The sequence below is a fragment of the Gordonia marina genome (assembly GCF_052036135.1).
Lineage (GTDB): Bacteria > Actinomycetota > Actinomycetes > Mycobacteriales > Mycobacteriaceae > Gordonia.
The window spans coordinates 81,459-98,542 of sequence record NZ_JBPSDN010000014.1; the positions used below are offsets into that span (position 1 = coordinate 81,459).

Below are 17,084 nucleotides of genomic sequence, written 5' to 3' on the forward strand. Positions count from 1 at the left end.
TGCAGGAGGTCTTCTAGACCCATGACGAACGTAGTTGTTCTGATCAAGCACGTGCCGGACTACACTTCCGAATGGAAGCTCTCCGACGACGATTACACGCTCGACCGTGCCGCCGTGGACGGCATCATCGACGAGATCAACGAGCGCGCCGTGGAAGAAGCGCTGCAGATCAAGGAAGCCAGCGGCGGCGAGGTGACCATCCTCTGCGCCGGTCCCGCGCAGGCCACCGACGCCATCCGCAAGGCCCTCTCGATGGGTGCCGACAAGGCCATCCACATTCAGGACGACGCCGTCCACGGCAGCGATGCCGTGCAGACCGCCTACCTGCTCGCCACCGCGCTCGGCACCATCGAGGGCGTGGAACTGGTGATCGCCGGCAACGAGGCCTCCGACGGCCGCTCCGGCGCCGTGCCGGCCATGATCGCCGAGTACCTGGACCTGCCGCACCTGACCCACCTGCGCAAGCTGGAGGTCGACGGCGACACCCTGCGCGGTGAGCGCGAGACCGACAACGGCATCTACAACGTCGAGGCCACCCTGCCGGCCATCGTCTCGGTCAACGAGAAGATCAACGAGCCGCGCTTCCCGTCCTTCAAGGGCATCATGGCCGCCAAGAAGAAGACCCCGGAGATCCTCACGGTCGCCGAGCTGGGCATCGAGGACGGCGTCGTCGGCGTCGCCAACTCCGGCAGCAGCGTGACCGGTGTGACCCCGAAGCCGCCGCGTGCCGCGGGTGAGCGAGTGACCGACGAGGGTGACGGTGGCGTCAAGGTCGCCGAGTACCTCATCGGCCAGAAGATCATCTGACCCCCACCCGACACTCGCGACCAGCAAAGACATTCAGGAGAAAATCATGGCTGAAGTACTCGTGCTCGTTGAGCAGGACCCCGAGGGTGGGCTGAAGAAGGTCACCAACGAACTCATCACCGCCGCCCGCGCGCTCGGCACCCCGTCCGCGGTCGTCATCACCGGCCCGGGCAAGGCCGACGGCATCCTCGGCGCGCTCGCCGAGGCCGGTGCCGAGAAGATCTACGTCGCCGAGTCGGCCGACGTCGAGGGCTACCTCGTCTCGCCCAAGGTCGACGTCCTCGCCTCGCTCGCCGAGGAGAACGGCGCCGCCGCCGTCCTCGTCGCCGCTAACGCCGACGGCAAGGAGATCGCCGGTCGCCTGGCCGTGCGTCTCGGCTCGGGTCTGCTGACCGACGTCATCGAGGTCCGCGAGGGCAACGCCGCCGTCCAGTCGATCCGCGGTGGCGCGTTCACCGTCGACTCGGTCGCCGGTGGCGACACCGCCGTCATCTCGGTCCGCCCGGGCGCCGTCGAGGCCGCCCCGGCCGCCGGCGCGGGCACCCGCGTCGACGTCGCCGTCCCCGAGCAGGCCGAGAACGCCGCCAAGATCACCGGCTTCTCCGCCAACGTCGGCGGCGACCGTCCGGAGCTCACCGAGGCGTCGATCGTCGTCTCCGGTGGCCGTGGCGTCGGCTCCGCCGAGAAGTTCTCGGTGGTCGAGGCCCTCGCCGACTCGCTCGGTGCCGCCGTCGGTGCCTCCCGCGCCGCTGTCGACTCCGGCTACTACCCGGGCCAGTTCCAGGTGGGTCAGACCGGCAAGACCGTGTCGCCGCAGCTGTACATCGCGCTGGGCATCTCCGGTGCCATCCAGCACCGCGCCGGCATGCAGACCTCGAAGACCATCGTGGCCGTCAACAAGGACGAAGAGGCCCCGATCTTCGAGATCAGCGACTTCGGTGTGGTCGGCGACCTGTTCGACGTCGCCCCGCAGCTGACCGAAGAGGTCAACAAGCGCAAGTAAGGCCGTCCTGGCGGACGGCTTTCGACTGAAGACTGTTTTTCAGTCGGCTCGCTTCGCTCGCCCAGACAACGAATAGCCCGGTAGTGCTCGCTTCGCTCGAGCTGCCGGGCTTTTCGTTGTCTGGTCCGGCCCCGGATGTGCGTGGCTGGGTCTGAGGAGGGGACGCGTGACTTGTGGCGAATCCGGGGCCGGAGGCTTCTAGCGGGGCGTTTCGACACGGGCTCCTTCGTCGCCCGGCTCAACGGGCTGGTATCTCGGCAGTCCGGTACCGCCCATGGCGTAACGGGCTGTTACGTCCGCAGTCCGGTACCGCCCATGGCGTAACGGGCTGGTACCTCCGCAGCCCGGTACCACCTACGGCTCAACGGGCTGGTATCTCCGCAGTCCGGTACCACCCGTGGCGTAACGGGCCGGTATCTCGGCAGTCCGGTACCACCCACGGCGTAACGCGCTGGTACTCCGCAATCCGGTACCACCGACGGCGTAACGGGCTGGTATCTCCGTAGCCCGTTGAGCCGCCGACGAACGGAGTGAGGAGGGGTGTCGAAACGACCCCCTGTCCGGGCCCACTGAGCAGAATGTGACATCCGTCCGTTCACCGGATCGGCCGCGTGGTTTCACTTCGGGGCGGCCTGCGCGTCGAACGCGGCGGCTTCCATTCGGGGCATGACGGTAATTCCGATCCACAGCCCGCTCACCGCCTCGCCCGCCCGCCGGATCCTGTTCACCGCGGGGGAGTACGACGTCGTCGTCAGCGAACACCCCGCCGACATCCGCGCCGCCCAGCGGCTGCGCTTCGAGGTCTTCCGCGCCGAGCCGGGCTACTCCGACGCCATCGGTGACGACGAGTCCGGCCTGGACGCCGACCGCTTCGACGACTTCTGCGACCACCTCCTGATCCGGCACCTGCCCACCGGCCGGCTCGCCGGCTGCGCCCGGGTGCTGCCGCCCTCGCGCGCCATCGCCGCCGGCGGCTGGTACTCGGCGAGCGAATTCGATCTCACCGAGCTGGCCCCGATCGCCCCCGAGACGGTGGAGATGGGCCGCGCGGTGGTCGACCCCGAGCACCGCAGCGGCGCGGTCACCGGCCTGCTGTGGACCGCGGTGCTCGGCTACCTGGAGGACGGCGGCTACCGCTACCTCATGGGCTGCGTCTCGGTCCCGCTCGACTCCGCCGCCGGTCGCGGCCGCGAACTGCGCGGGGTGCGCGACCTCGCCGCCGAGAAGTACGCCGCGCCCTGGCGGGTGCGCCCGTACCGCACGGTCGACGTGGACGGCGCGAGCCTGGACGACCTGCTCGCCGTGGAGCGACCGGTCCTGCCGCCGCTGCTGCGCGGCTACATCCGGCTCGGCGCGCGGGTGTGCGGAGAGCCGGCCTTCGACGAGATCTTCGACGTCGGCGACTTTCTCACCATCGTCGACCGGGAGAAGGGCGACGAGCGCTACCTGGCCCGCCTCCGCGGTGCGCTCGCCCGGCTGAGCGCGCCCGGACTCGGAGCGGAGTCGAACTGAACGCGCCGGGTATGATTCCGGGCACCGATGCGGCGGCGCCCGCCGGGAATCCTTGGGTCCCGCGCAGCAGCTGCGGGACGTCGTGCGTGCCGCCCGAACGACAGCCGGCCGGAAAGCTGCGGGTCGTCTGGCGGATGACGGCGCTCTCCGCGATCCTGCTCAGTCTGCTGCCGCTCGGCGCGCTGACCCTGCTCACCCCGCGCCCAGCCCGCGTCGCGTACTGGCGCTTCACCGCCCGCTGCGGGCTGGTCGCGATCGGACTGCGGGTGCGGATCGTCGATCACCGGCCCCGTCACGCGCGACGGCTCCGGGGTGCGCTCGTCGTCGCCAACCACATCTCCTTCCTCGACGTCTTCGCCGTCGCGGTGGTCAGCCCGGCCCGGTTCGTCGCCAAGCGGGAGGTCCTGGCCATGGGCGCGGTCTCGCCGCTGCTGCGGTGCTTCGGGGTGCTCGCGGTCAGCCGCGGCGCGCTGCGGCAACTCCCCGCGGTGATCGAGCGGGTCGCCGGGATCCTCGACCGGGGACGGCCGGTGGTCGTCTTCCCGGAGGGCACCACCTGGTGCGGGGTGGCCCGCGGCCGGTTCCGGCCCGCGTTCTTCCAGACGGCCATCGACACCGGCACGCCGGTGGTGCCGATCCGGCTGTGCTACCTGCGCGACGGGTACCCGGTCACCTCGCCCGGCTACCTCGGCGACGACGGCCTCGCCGACACCCTGGGCCGGGTGCTGCGCGCCCGCGGCCTCACCGTCTCGATCGCCGTGCACCCGCCGGTGCCGCCGGCCGGGGACCGCCGCGACCTCGCGGCGGTCTGCCAGCGGGTGATCCATCCGCCGGTGCGCGCCCTGCCGGTCCCGCCGATACCGGCGCCCACACCCGGGACGCCGACGCCCGTCCCGGCCTGAGTACCGGTCGCGAAACCCCCGCGCGGAATCCAAGCCCGGGTCCAAGCCGACCGCAACCAGGTCCCAAGCGCCGTCGCCGATCCTTCCTTCACCGATCGAATCGAGATGAAGGAGCACGATGATGGACCACGTCGCGACCGCACCGCCCGGGCGGTTCACCCGGACCCAGCGGGTGACGCTGGCGGTGGTGTGCACCGCCACCGCCATGCTGATGCTCGACATCGCGGTGGTCAACACCGCGCTGCCGGCCATCGCCCGTGAATTCGGCGCCGGGATGAGCGCCCTCAAATGGGTGGTCGACGGCTACACCCTGGCGCTGGCCGCGGTGGTGCTCACCGCGGGCGCCTGGGCGGATCGTTCCGGGCGGCGCCTGGTGTTCGTGATCGGTGCGGTGGTGTTCACCGTCGCCTCCGGCGTCTGTGCCGCCGCCGGCGACATGACGCTGCTCAACGCGGCCCGCGTGGTGCAGGGGCTGGGCGCGGCACTGCTGTTCGCCACCTCGCTCGCCCTGCTGGCGCACGCCTTCCCCGGCCGCGCCGAGCGCGCGACCTCCCTCGCGGCCTACGGGGCGACGATCGGCGGCGCCTTCGCGATCGGCCCGCTGCTCGGCGGGATCCTCACCCAGTGGCTCGACTGGCGGGCGATCTTCCTGATCAACGTTCCGGTCGGCCTGGCGATGCTCGCCGCGACCCGCTGGGTGGCCGAGTCGCGCAGCACCGCGCCGCGGCGCGGTGACTGGGCCGGACAGGTCACCGCGATCATCGCCCTCGCGGCCCTGACCTACGGCTTCTTCGAGGCCGCCGAGAAGGGCTGGACCGACCCGCGCACGTTCTGGACGTTCGCCGTCGCCGCGGTCGCGCTCGGGCTGTTCGTACTGGTCGAACGTGTCGTCGAGCAGCCGATGCTGCCGCTGGGGGTGTTCGCCAATCCGTCGTTCGCCGGTGCCCAGGTGGCGACCTTCGCGATCTCGGCGTCGATGTTCGCCGTCTTCGTCTACGTCACCCTCTACCTGCAGGGTGTGCTCGGACTGTCGCCGATCGGCGCGGGCCTGATCTACCTGCCCGGCACCGCGGTGATGTTCGTCGTCGCGGGCCTCACCGGTTCGCTGATCGGCCGGATCCCGGCGTGGTGGATGATCACCGGCGGCCTCGTCGCGGTCGCCGCCGGACTCGCCGTGATGACCGTCGCGGCGGTCGGCGGCAGCGGCTGGGCGATGGCGCCCGGGTTCATCCTGTCCAGCGTCGGCGCCGGTGTCTTCAATCCGGTGATGAGCGGCGTGGTGCTCGCCGAGAGCCGCGACGACGACGCCGGGCTCGCCGCCGGGATCAACGACGTCTTCCGGCAGGCGGGCATCGCGCTCGGCGTGGCCGCGCTCGGTGCCGTGTTCCCGGCCCGGTCCGTGCTGGCCGGAGGCTCGCCGACGGAGTTCGTCGACGCGCTGAACACCGCCCTCTGGATCGGTGCCGCGGTCGCCCTCGCCGGCGCGCTCGCCGCGGCGCTGACCATGCGCAAGGCGCGGGCCGCCGACCCGGCGCCGGCGGAGTCGGAACAGCCCGCCCATGCGGCCGTTCCGGCCTCTACACTCGCACCGTGAACGCCCGCCCGCACCGGTGGCCCGATGCGTGAGTATCGGGTCCTCGGACCGCTTCAGGTCCTCGTCGACGGCACCGCGGCCGACCTCGGATCGCCCAAGCAGCGCGCGGTTCTCGGCGCCCTGCTGATCGCCCGCGGCGCCGTCGTCTCCACCGATCGTCTCGCCGACGCGGTGTGGGGCGACCAGCCGCCCGCGGCCGCGGCGACCAGCCTGCAGGCGTACCTCTCCAACCTGCGGCGGGCGCTGCGCGACGGCGACGCCGGGCCGTCACCCATCGAGCGCGTCAGTCCCGGCTACCGGCTCGACCCGGGCGACGACGTCCTCGACCTGGCGGTCGCCGAGGACCTGGCGCGTCGTGCCGCACAGGCGCACGACGCGCAGCGGTGGCCCGAGGCGCTGGACCTCAGCGAGCGGGCGCTGGCGCAGTGGCGCGGGGGTCTGCTCGACGAGTTCGGCGACGCCGAATGGGTCGGTGTGCCCGCCGCCGGCCTCGCCGGGCTGCGGTCGGGCGTGGTGGAGCTGCACGTCACGGCATTGCTGGCCGAGGGCGACATCGCGCGCGCTCTCGCCGAGATCACCGCGTTGCGGGCCGACGACCCGCTGCGCGAACGGGGAGTGTGGCTGCACATGATCGCCCTGCATCGCTCCGGACGCACCACCGAGGCGCTCGACGTCTACGCCGCGCACGCGGCCGCGCTCGGCGAGTCGCTGGGCCTGGATCCGGGGACCGCGCTGCGCGACCTGCAGGGCGCCCTGCTCCGGCACGACCCCGAGATCGAGGCGTGGCCGCGGCCGCCGCACTGGACCGGCGCCGCGCACCCGCCCGAGCCCGCGCCCGCGGCGCCCTCGCCGGCGGCCGGGGAGACGCCGGCCGGCCCGGACCGCGCCGAGGAACCGGCGGAGGCGCAGGCGATCCCGCTCGTCGGCCGCACCGACCTGGTCGCCCGGATCGAGGGTCTGTACCGCGGCACGTCCAGCGGTCCGCGCTGGCTCGCGCTGCTCGGCCCGGCGGGCATCGGCAAGACCCGGCTGGCGCAGGAGGCCGCGGCGCGCGCCGCGGCCGGTGGCGAACAGGTGATCTGGGTGCGCTGCCCGGATACCGAGGGGGTGCCGCCGTGGTGGCCGCTGCGCCAGCTCTGCCGGGACCTCGACGCCGATCCGGACACGATCTTGCGGGTCCCGGGCGGGGTCGACGCCGACACCGCGCGCTTCGCCGTCTACGAGCGCGTCCAGCACCTGCTCGAACAGGCCGCCGCCGCGCACCCGGTCACGGTGATCGTCGACGACGTCCACTGGGCCGATCCGCTGACCGCCGGCCTGCTCCGCTACCTCGTCACCGTCACCATGAGCCCCGGACTGTGCGTGATCCTGACCATTCGCGAGGAGGAGACCGGCGCCGCCGTCGCCCGCCTGCGGGACGACCTGGTGCGCGGCGGCCACGTCGCGATGGTGCCCAGCCTGGGCGACGATGAGGTGGCCGATCTGGTCGAGGCGCTGGCCGCCGAGGCGCTCTCGCCCGCCGAGGCGGCGGCGCTCACCGCCCGCACCGGCGGCAACCCGCTCTTCGTCTCCGAGTACGCGCGATTGCCCGCCGAGCAGCGCCGCGAGATGGTGCCCGCCGCGGTCGGCTCGGTGCTCGACCGCCGCCTGGCGACGCTCGATCCGGCGGTCCGCGAGGTGATCGGGCACGCGGCGATCCTCGGTGAGGACATCGACGTGGCGCTGCTCGCCCGCGTCGCCGACCGGGATCCGGCCGAGATCGCCGACTGCCTGGACGAGGCCGCCGACGAGCGGATCGTCGTGCGGTCGGCCGCCGGTGGGCGACCGGCGTTCGCGCACGCCCTGCTCCGCGAGCAGGCCATGGCGGCGATCCGGCCGCTGCGGCGCTGCCGGATGCATCTGCGCGTCGCGGAGATCCTCGCCGAACGTCGGGGCGGGGCGGCCCGCGCCGCGCGCGCCGCGCATCTGCTCGACGCGCTGCCGGTCGCCGACGTCGCCGAGGTGGTGGCGGCCTGCCGGACGGCGGCCGACGATGCGGTCGCGGGCTGGGACTCCGAATCGGCGGCGCGCTGGCTGCGGGCCGCGCTGCGCACCTACGAGTCGTTGCCCGCGGCCGACCGGGACCTCGCCGAACGCGATGCCCTGCTCACCGCGATGCTGCGCGCCGAGACGCGGGCCGGGCGGCACCAGAGCGTGCTGGAGACCGTCGTCGTTCGGCTCGGGGAGGCCGTCGCCAACGGTGCGACGGCGACGGCCGGCCGACTGGCCGGGGTGCTGCTGCGGGCCGGCGGCGGCTGGCCGTGGGTGGCTCCGGCGACGCTCGGCGGACCCGTCCACGACGCGCTCCTGGCCGCCGCCGAGGCCGTCGCCGACGACCGCGCCGCGCACGCGCGGGTCCTCGGCGCCCTCGCCGTGGGGCAGTGCTACGCCCACGACGCCGCGGTGCCGGCCGGGAACCTCGCCCGCGCCGCCGAACTGGCCGAACGGCTCGGCGACCCGGACGTGACCGCCGACGTCCTGCTGGCCCGCCTGCTGACCTACTCCGGTGTCGCCACGCACACCCGGGAGTCCATCGCCCTGTCTCGGCAGCTGTACGACCTGCCGCACGCCGAAGCCGACCTCGACCGGGTGATCGCCGACTCGGTGGTGACGATGGCGCTGATGTCGATCGGCGATCTGGCCGGTACCCAGGCGCACCTGCGGCGGGGGATCGCGGGCAGTGAACGCATGCGGCTGCCGGTCCTGCGCGCCCAGCTGCGCTGGATGGAGACCGCGCTCGCCAATTGGCGCGGCGACTTCGCCCTCGCCCGCGAGCACTTCCGCACCGCCGTGTCGGTGCACTTCCAGACCGAGCTCTACGTGTCGGGCAGCGCCGCGCTGGCGGCCCTGGCCACCCAGCGCGGCGTGTTCGACGACATCGCCGATCAGGCGCTCGGCCTGAACGGCAACGATCCGCTCGAGTGGGCGCGCGGGATGCTGGCGGCCACCCCGGACAACGAGGTGGTGGTCCTGCTCGCCTCCGGCGTCGCGTCGCTCGCCGGGAGCCACGGCGACGCCGCGCTGGTGGAGGAGATGGCCCGCATCTTCATCGATGCGCCGCGGCCGATGGTGTGGACCTCGCTCGCCCAAGCGGTGATCCTCGGCGGCCTCGTCGCCGACTTCGCGCTGACCGAGCTGGCTCCGGCGTTCCTCGACTGTCTGAGCCCGTTCGCCGGCCGCATCGCGACGGTGGGGCAGGTCGGCTGCGTCGGACCCGTCGACGTCGTGCTGGCGGGCTTGCACTTCCTGGTCGGTGACGAGCCCGCCGCCCGCGCCGCCGTCGCCCGGGCCCGCGAACTCTGTGTGGCACAAGACAGCCCGCCCGGCCTGCTGCACTGCCGGCTGCTCGAAGCCCGGCACGCGCCACCATCGCCCGAACGCACCGCGGCACTGACCGCGATCGCCGCCGACGCGGACGCGATCGGCATGGTCGCGGTGGTCGACGCCGTCGCCGAGCTGCTCGGCTGACCAGCGGTTCAAGGACTTCCCAAGGGGGCCGCAAGGGCCCGGCGCGACGGTATCTCCGACGCGGCCGGCCCCGGCCGCACCGACCCCGAGGAGAACTCCATGAGCACCGACCGCCGCTTCGACCAGGCCGACATCGCCGCCCTGCGCGCCGCCGTCCGCGGCACCGTCCACCGGCCCACCGACGACGGCTACCAGCCGCTCGGCTTCAACGTCGCCGTCTCGCGGCGGCCCTGGGCCGTCATCGACGTTCTCGACGCCGACGACGTCGCCGCGGTCGTGGCGTTCGCGGCCGCCAACGGGATGACCGTCGCCGTACACGGCACCGGCCACGGTGCCACCCCGATCGACGGCCATACCCTGCTGGTCCGCACGTCCGCGCTGGACATCGTCGAACTCGACCCGGCCGCCCGCATCGCGCGGGTCGGCGCCGGGGTGCGCTGGCAGACAGTGATCGACGCCGCCGCGCCGCACGGGCTGGCCCCGCTGTGCGGGTCGGCGCCGAGTGTCGGCGTCGCCGGCTTCCTCACCGGCGGTGGCATCGGGCCGCTGGTGCGCACCGTGGGCGCGTCGAGCGACCACGTCCGCGCGATCGACGTGGTGACCGGTGACGGTGAGATCCGCACGGCCACCCCGACCGAGAACGCCGACCTGTTCTGGGGACTGCGCGGCGGCAAGGCCACTCTCGGGATCGTCACGCAAGTCCGGATCGGACTGCTCGAACTCCCGCGGTTCTACGGCGGCGCACTGTACTTCGACGGCGCCGACGCGGCCGCGGTGCTGCACGCCTGGCGGTCGTGGACGCGGGACCTGCCCGCCGAGGCCAACACCTCGATCGCGCTGCTGCGCCTCCCGGCCCTGCCGGGCGTCCCGCCGCAGCTCGCCGGCCGGCTCACCGTCGCCGTCCGCTATGTGCACACCGGTCCGGCCGACGAGGCGGCCGCGCTCTTCGCGCCGATCCGGGCGGCCGCCGAGCCGATCCTCGACGGCCTCGGTGTGCTCCCGTACGCGGCGATCGGCGCCGTGCATGCCGACCCGGTCGACCCCATGCCGGTCCTGGAGGACGGGCACCTGCTCTCCGGCCTGCCCGCCGACGCGGTCGACGCCCTGCTCGCCGTCGCCGGCCCGGAGGCGCCGTGTCCGCTGCTGGTGGTGGAGCTGCGGCTGCTCGGCGGCGCGTTCGCCGCCGAGCCGGCCGTGGCCAGTGCCGTGTGCCAGCGGGACGCGCCGTTCCACCTGTACGCCATCGGCGCGCTGGTGCCGCCGATCGCCGAGGCCGTCGCCCCGGCCGAGCAGGCTCTGGCCGGGGCGATGGGGCCGTGGCTGACCGGCGGGCGGCTCCCGAACTTCGCCGCCAGCGGCGATCCGGCCGTGATCACCGCCTGCTACGACGCCGACACCGTCGAGTGGCTGCGCGCGCTCGCCCAGCGCTACGACCCGGCCGGCGTGCTCGCCGTCGGGCAGGTGGTGCGCTGACCGCGGTCCGCTTCGGCGGCGACACATGCGCAGGGACTTTCGTGTCAGCCCCGTCGGCCCGGCGGACGGCATTGGGTCGATCCGCCTCCGCGCGGTTATCCTGGGGAGCGATCATGTCCGTCTATCTCGACAATGCCGCCTCCACAGCGATCGTCCCCGAGGCCGTCGCGGCGATGACCGATGCCTGGCGCCGTCCGGGCAACCCGATGTCCCTGCACGACGCCGGGCGCCGCGCCCGCCGGACCCTGGAGGAGTCGCGCGAGTCGATCGCGCGGTTGCTGGGCGCCCGGCCGTCGCAGGTGCTGTTCACCGCGGGCGGTACCGAGTCGGACAATCTCGCGCTCAAGGGGATCTACCGGGCGCGGCGTGCCCAGGACGGCCGTCGCCGGCGCGTGGTGATCTCCGCCGTCGAGCACCACGCGGTCCTGGATCCGGCGCAGTGGCTGGCCGACCACGAGGACGCCGAACTGGTGGTCCTGCCGGTCGACGCGACCGGGCGCGTCGATCCGGCCGACCTCGCCGCCGAGCTGGAGGACCACGCCGCCGAGGTCGCCGTGATCTCGATCATGTGGGCCAACAACGAGGTCGGGACGCTGCAGCCGATCGCCGATCTGGCCGCGCTGGCGCGCGAGTACCACATCCCGATGCATTCCGACGCGGTGGCCGCGATCGGGCACGTGCCGGTCGACTTCACCGCGAGCGGACTCTGCGCGATGAGTGTGGCCGCGCACAAGTTCGGCGGCCCGCAGGGCGTCGGCGCCCTGATCCTCGGGCGCGACGTCCCGTGCCAGCCGCTGCTCAACGGCGGCGGACACGAGCGCGACCTGCGGTCGGGCACCCAGGACGTGGCCGGGGCCGCGGGCATGGCGGCCGCGCTGCGGGTGGCCGTCGACCGGATGGACGCGCACACCGCGCACCTCGGAGGGCTGCGCGACGACCTGCTGGGGATCGTGGACGGCATCGACGGGGCGGTCGTGAACTCGCGGCCCGACGGCCTGCCCGGCCTGGTGCACGTCACGTTCACCGGTTGCGAGGGCGACTCGCTGCTCATGCTGCTCGACGCCCGCGACATCGAGTGCTCCACCGGCTCGGCCTGCACCGCCGGGGTCGCCTCGGCCAGTCACGTCCTCCTCGCGATGGGGATGGACCGGGCCGCCGCCCGCGGCTCGCTGCGATTCTCGTTCGGGCCGGACAACACCGCCGCCGACGTGGTGCGGCTCGGGGTCGTGCTCGACGAGGTGATCGACCGCGCCCTCGCCGCCGGCTTGACCGGGGTGCGCTGATGACCTCGCAGCCCGCCCCGTCGTCACCGCCGGCCGCGTCCACTCAGCCCGTCGTTGCCTCGCAGCCCGTTGCCGCTCAGCCCGTTGCCGCTCAGCCCGTCGTCTCGCAGCCCGTTGAGCCGGTCGCGAACGAAGTGAGTGACCGTGTCGAAACGACCCCCCGTCGAGGCACGATCCCTGAGCCTGCGACGTCCCCCCGTCGAAGGGCGGTCCCTGAGCCCGTGGCGGAGCTTGCGACGACACGCCGTCGAAGGGTCCTCGTCGCGATGAGCGGCGGCGTCGACTCCTCGGTCGCCGCGGCCCGCGCCGTCGAGGCCGGACACGACGTGACCGGCGTTCACCTGGCCCTCTCGACCGCGCCCGGCGCACTGCGGACCGGCTCGCGCGGCTGCTGTTCGCGCGAGGACGCCGACGACGCCCGCCGCGTCGCCGACATGCTCGGCATCCCGTTCTACGTGTGGGACTTCGCCGACCGCTTCAAGGAAGACGTGATCGACGAGTTCGTCGCGTCGTACGCGGCCGGTGAGACCCCGAATCCGTGCCTGAGCTGCAATGAGAAGATCAAGTTCGCGGCGCTCGCCGAGCGGGCGCAGGCCCTCGGCTTCGATGCGCTGGCCACCGGTCACTACGCGCGGCTGTCCGGCGGGGAACTGCGGCGGGCGGTCGATCACGACAAGGACCAGTCGTACGTGTTGGCCGTGCTCGACCACGACCAGCTGTCCCGCGCGATGTTCCCGATCGGCGACACCCCCAAGCCGCGGATCCGCGAGGAGGCCGAGCGCCGCGGCCTGCTGGTGGCGAACAAGCCCGATTCGCACGACATCTGCTTCATCCCGACCGGCGACACCCGCGCTTTCCTCGGCGCCCGCATCGGCGTGCGTCCCGGAGCGCTGGTCGACGGGGCGACGGGGGAGCGGCTCGGCGGGCACGACGGCGTGCACGGCTTCACCATCGGCCAGCGCAAGGGCCTGGGCATCGACGCGCCCGCGGCGGACGGCGCACCGCGCTATGTGACCGCCATCGACCCGGCCAGCGGCACCGTCACCGTCGGCGGTGCGGAGGATCTCGACGTGCGCACCATCGTCGCCACCAAGGCCGTGTGGTCGTCCGGCGTGGTGCCGGACGGGCCGATCGAGTGCGTCGTGCAGGTGCGTGCGCACGGTGGATTGGCGGAGGCCGTCGCGACCCCGATCCCCGCGACGGGTTCGGGGGACGGGCCGGGCATCGAGATCGCGCTGCGCGAGCCGCTGCGCGGCGTCGCCCGTGGTCAGGCCGCAGTGCTGTATCGCCCCGACGCCGAGCGCGGTGACCTGGTCCTGGGCTCCGGCCGCATCTCCTCGGCCACCCCCTGAGTCCTGCGGCGTGGCGTGTACCCCTTCTGTTCCGAGCGGATCCGCGGCAGTCGTCGACCGCCGCGGCGGTCGCGGGTGACGCGCATGCCGGTGAGTGACGCGGATCGTCGTGCGGCCGGGTAGCGCACGCGACAATTGGGTGGGCCACTGTGAGTGATGACGCGCAGAGCGCGATCCCGACGGGGACGGCGACCGGGATCGGTTCGCTGCCGGGCACCGATCCCCGCGGCGCCGCCGCACTCGCGGCCGGGGAACTCGGCGGGTCCGGACTCGTCTTCCTGCCCGAACTGCCGGCGCGCGGGGTGGGCGCCGACGTGATCGGCCGCACCGCCGGACTGCTGGTCGACCTCCCCGTCGACTACGTGCACCGCACCTACCGTCTCGCGGCGTCGCCGACGGCGGAGACCCGGCGCGCCCGGGACTACCTTCGGTGGGATCTCGACGCGCTCGAGGAGCGCTGGGAGACGGCGGGCCTGCGCGGCGAGGCCGGGGTCGTCAAGATCCAGGCCGCCGGGCCGTTCACGTTCGCCGCCCACGTCGAACTGCGCGGCGGACACAAGGTGATCCGGGACCGCGGGGCGCTGCGCGACGTCGCCGCCTCGCTCGCCGCGGGGCTCGACGGGCAGGCGGCCGAACTCGAACGTCGCCTCGGTGTGCGGGTGGTGGTGCAACTCGACGAGCCCTCGATCGGTGACGTGATCGACGGTACCGTCACCCCGCTGACCAGACTCGACCCCATTCTGCCGATCCCGGTCCCGGAGATCGCGCAGCTGCTGGAAGGGGTGGCGCAGCAGGTCGCGCGCCCGATGATCCTGCACAGCTGTGCGCCGCCTCGCTGGGAGTTGCTGCGCGCGGCGCGGTCGTACGCGCTCTCGATGGACCTCACACAGCTGCGGGTGGCCGACTACGACCGGTTCGGCGAGACCCTCGACTCCGGCCGCACGCTGCTGGCCGGAGTGGTCCCCGCCGTCGATCCGGGTCTGCCGCAGAACCAGGTGGCCGACGACCTGGTCACCCGGCTGACCGGCCTGATCGACCGGATCGGCCTGCCGCGCGGTGTGTTTCGCGAGCAACTGCTCGTCACTCCGACGTGCGGTCTCGCCGGTGCGACGGCCTCCTGGGCGCGCGCCGCCCTGGCGATCTCCACGACCGTGGCGGACGCCCTCACCACCGCGTGAGTGGTGCGGGCATGGTGGTCGAGCGGAGTCGAGACCGCTTAAGTGGCCGGGTGTTCTCGATTGGGTTCGGTGGTCGTGGGGCTGTGCTCGGTCGTTGTGGGTGATCTCGACTTCGCTCGATCGTCATGGGGCTGTGCTCGGCCGTCGTGGGGCTGTGCTCGGTCGTCGTGGGGCTGCGCCCGGCCGTCGTGAGACCGGGGCGAGGCCACCGCGTGACCGGTGTCGTCGATCGGTGAGAATCGGAAGCGTCGTCGTCACGGCAAGCGATGGCTCTCCTCCTGGTGCGCCAGGAGGCGCCCGGCGAACGACACCCAGTCGCCGGACTCGGCGTCGTCGAGCAGGGCCCGATGCTCGTCGAGGACCTGCCGCGGCTGACCGGTGATGGCCGGGGTGCTGCGCAGGATCGAGAGCATCTGGCGGTCCTGGAGCCGGTCATAGAGGTCCAGCAGCACCGCGTTCTGCGCGAGCCCGGCGAAGCTGCGGTGAAATTCCATGGCCGCCCGCACGAAGGTGGGGAAGTCGCCGGCCTCCAGTGCGCGTTCCTGCGCGGCGAGACTCGGGGCGAGCCGGGCGCGGAGGCCCCGGCGGGCCGCCTCGTCGGCGAAGTGCACCCCGGCCGTCTCCAGCGCGTTCCGTGCCTCGGCCGCCTCCCGGACCTCCCGCGGACTGAGCTCCCGGACCAGCGCGCCGCGCTGGGGATAGATGGTGAGCAGCCCTTCGTCCTGCAGGAGCCGCAGGGCCGCGCGGATCGGGGTGCGGCTCAGCGCCAGGTCGGCCGCGAGCGCCGACTCGCTGAGCATGGTCCCGGGGGGATAGGTGCCCGACAGCACCGCCGAGCGGATGTGCGCGAGCGCGCGATCGGCCGCCGAAGCCTCGCTCATCGGTCACCTTCCTCCCGCTGTTCCCTGTCAGACGAGCCTATCGTCGTGGCCGCGGACGGCCCGCGTCCGGAATACGGCTTGCGCATCTGGGATCCAACTAGGATCCTAGTCGTTGTGAACGACGTCCCGACCTCCGCCGCCGCGGATCCCGTGCAGATCGGCCCCGCGGAGATCGACGCGGGGGCGATCGATCGTGCGGAGATCGATCGCGTGCAGCGCCGGACCCTCGCCGTGGTGGTCGCCAGCCAGATCCTCGGCGGCGCCGGTCTGTCGGCCGGAGTGTCGGTCGGCGCGCTGCTCGCCAAGGACATGCTCGGCTCGGATGCGCTCAGCGGGCTGCCCGCCGCGCTGTTCACGCTGGGCTCGGCGCTCGCCGCCTTCGGGGTGGGCCGGATCGCCCAGCGGCGCGGCCGCCGGGCCGGTCTGGCGCTCGGCTTCGGTGCCGGTGCGCTCGGCGCGGTGGGGATCCTGGTGGCCGCGACGATCGGTAACATCCCGCTGCTGCTGGTCGCGCTGTTCGTCTACGGCTCCGGTACCGCCACCAATCTGCAGGCACGCTACGCGGGCACCGATCTCGCCGAACCGTATCGGCGGGGCCGGGCGATCAGCGTCTCACTGGCGGCGACGACGCTGGGCGCGGTGGCCGGTCCCAACCTGATCACGCCGCTCGGCGACCTCGCGAAGACGCTCGGCATCCCGGTGCTCGCCGGTCCGTTCCTGCTCGCCGCAGTCGCGTTCGGTGCCGCCGGGATCTGCTTCCAGCTGCTGCTGCGCCCCGACCCGTATCTGCTGGCGCGACGGGTCGCCGAGGCTGAGGCGGCCGCACCGGCCGGCGACGGTGTCCAGGTGGCCGAATCCGGCGCGGCGACGCTGCCCCGGTCGGCCCTGTACGCCGGTGCCGCCGTCATGGTCACCACGCAGATCGTGATGACCGGCGTGATGACGATGACGCCGGTGCACATGGTGGATCATCACCACGGTCTCGGGGCGGTGGGGCTGGTGATCAGCCTGCACATCGCCGCGATGTTCCTGCCGTCGCTGGTCACCGGCCCGCTGGTCGACCGGATCGGCCGCCTGCCGATGGCGGCGGCGTCGAGCCTCTGCCTGGCGGTCGCCGGGCTGCTCGCCTCGCTGGCGCCGGCCGGATCCACCGGCTGGCTGACGGTGGCGCTCATCCTGCTCGGTCTGGGCTGGAACTTCGGGCTCATCACCGGCACCGCGCTGGTCGTGGACGCGACGACGACCACGAACCGGCCCAAGACACAGGGCTCGATCGACGTGCTCATCGCGCTGTCGGGGGCGGCCGCCGGTGCCCTCGCCGGGCTCTTGATGGCGGGCGCGGGTTTCGGCGCGGTCGGCTACGTCGGAGCCGTGGTGGCCCTGGCGCTGCTGCCCGGACTCTGGATCGGTGCACGTCGCGGGGCATTCGGTCAGCACTGACGCCCGCCGCGGGTTCGGTACCGACCGGCGCGCGGAGACGACCGTCGTCGCGGGCGGCCCGGTCGTGTCGGTGACCGGCATATGCCGGGTCACGGGGGAAGATTCCCGTCGTGGCCCCAGATATGCCCATGGCCGACGACGCCGGGGCGGAA

Annotated in this window: 12 protein-coding genes; 11 read left to right on the forward strand and 1 reads right to left on the reverse strand. The window is 73.3% G+C overall.

Going from position 1 to position 17,084, the window contains the following annotated elements; genetic code table 11:
- The first annotated feature begins 21 nt into the window (after positions 1 to 21).
- From ACSEEN_RS11130 to ACSEEN_RS11175, 10 genes are all read left to right on the forward strand, one after another.
- Positions 22 to 807: an electron transfer flavoprotein subunit beta/FixA family protein gene (locus ACSEEN_RS11130; protein WP_247864427.1), complete on the forward strand. Its 786-nt coding sequence runs from the start codon at positions 22 to 24 to the stop codon at positions 805 to 807.
- Between the two features lie 46 nt (positions 808 to 853).
- Positions 854 to 1,810: an electron transfer flavoprotein subunit alpha/FixB family protein gene (locus tag ACSEEN_RS11135; protein ID WP_247864426.1), complete on the forward strand. Its 957-nt coding sequence runs from the start codon at positions 854 to 856 to the stop codon at positions 1,808 to 1,810.
- A gap of 666 nt (positions 1,811 to 2,476) precedes the next feature.
- A complete protein-coding gene (locus tag ACSEEN_RS11140) occupies positions 2,477 to 3,322 on the forward strand; it encodes a GNAT family N-acetyltransferase (RefSeq protein WP_440713189.1) in 846 nt (281 codons plus the stop codon).
- A gap of 11 nt (positions 3,323 to 3,333) precedes the next feature.
- Positions 3,334 to 4,224 (forward strand): lysophospholipid acyltransferase family protein, encoded by an 891-nt coding sequence (locus tag ACSEEN_RS11145; RefSeq protein ID WP_440713190.1) that lies wholly within the window; start codon positions 3,334 to 3,336, stop codon positions 4,222 to 4,224.
- Between the two features lie 118 nt (positions 4,225 to 4,342).
- Entirely contained in the window at positions 4,343 to 5,818 is a 1,476-nt protein-coding gene (locus ACSEEN_RS11150; protein ID WP_440713191.1) for an MFS transporter, read from the forward strand.
- A gap of 24 nt (positions 5,819 to 5,842) precedes the next feature.
- A complete protein-coding gene (locus ACSEEN_RS11155; protein ID WP_440713192.1) occupies positions 5,843 to 9,325 on the forward strand; it encodes an ATP-binding protein in 3,483 nt (1,160 codons plus the stop codon).
- A gap of 99 nt (positions 9,326 to 9,424) precedes the next feature.
- Positions 9,425 to 10,798, forward strand: a complete 1,374-nt coding sequence (locus ACSEEN_RS11160; RefSeq protein ID WP_440713193.1) for an FAD-binding oxidoreductase — start codon at positions 9,425 to 9,427, stop codon at positions 10,796 to 10,798.
- Between the two features lie 113 nt (positions 10,799 to 10,911).
- Complete coding sequence (locus ACSEEN_RS11165) at positions 10,912 to 12,081, forward strand: cysteine desulfurase family protein (protein ID WP_440713194.1); 1,170 nt, start codon at positions 10,912 to 10,914, stop codon at positions 12,079 to 12,081.
- Positions 12,082 to 12,302: 221 nt separating this feature from the next.
- Positions 12,303 to 13,433, forward strand: coding sequence for a tRNA 2-thiouridine(34) synthase MnmA (gene mnmA / locus ACSEEN_RS11170; protein WP_440713195.1), 1,131 nt, complete (start codon positions 12,303 to 12,305; stop codon positions 13,431 to 13,433).
- Positions 13,434 to 13,582: 149 nt separating this feature from the next.
- Entirely contained in the window at positions 13,583 to 14,611 is a 1,029-nt protein-coding gene (locus ACSEEN_RS11175) for a uroporphyrinogen decarboxylase/cobalamine-independent methonine synthase family protein (RefSeq protein ID WP_440713196.1), read from the forward strand.
- A 254-nt stretch (positions 14,612 to 14,865) separates the two neighbouring features.
- Here the strand turns inward: ACSEEN_RS11175 and ACSEEN_RS11180 are convergent, their stop codons facing one another.
- Positions 14,866 to 15,492 (reverse strand): GntR family transcriptional regulator, encoded by a 627-nt coding sequence (locus ACSEEN_RS11180; RefSeq protein ID WP_440713197.1) that lies wholly within the window; start codon positions 15,490 to 15,492, stop codon positions 14,866 to 14,868.
- A gap of 156 nt (positions 15,493 to 15,648) precedes the next feature.
- Here ACSEEN_RS11180 and ACSEEN_RS11185 point away from each other — a divergent pair, with 156 nt between their 5' ends.
- Positions 15,649 to 16,932 (forward strand): MFS transporter, encoded by a 1,284-nt coding sequence (locus tag ACSEEN_RS11185; RefSeq protein ID WP_440713209.1) that lies wholly within the window; start codon positions 15,649 to 15,651, stop codon positions 16,930 to 16,932.
- The last annotated feature ends 152 nt before the right edge of the window (positions 16,933 to 17,084 follow it).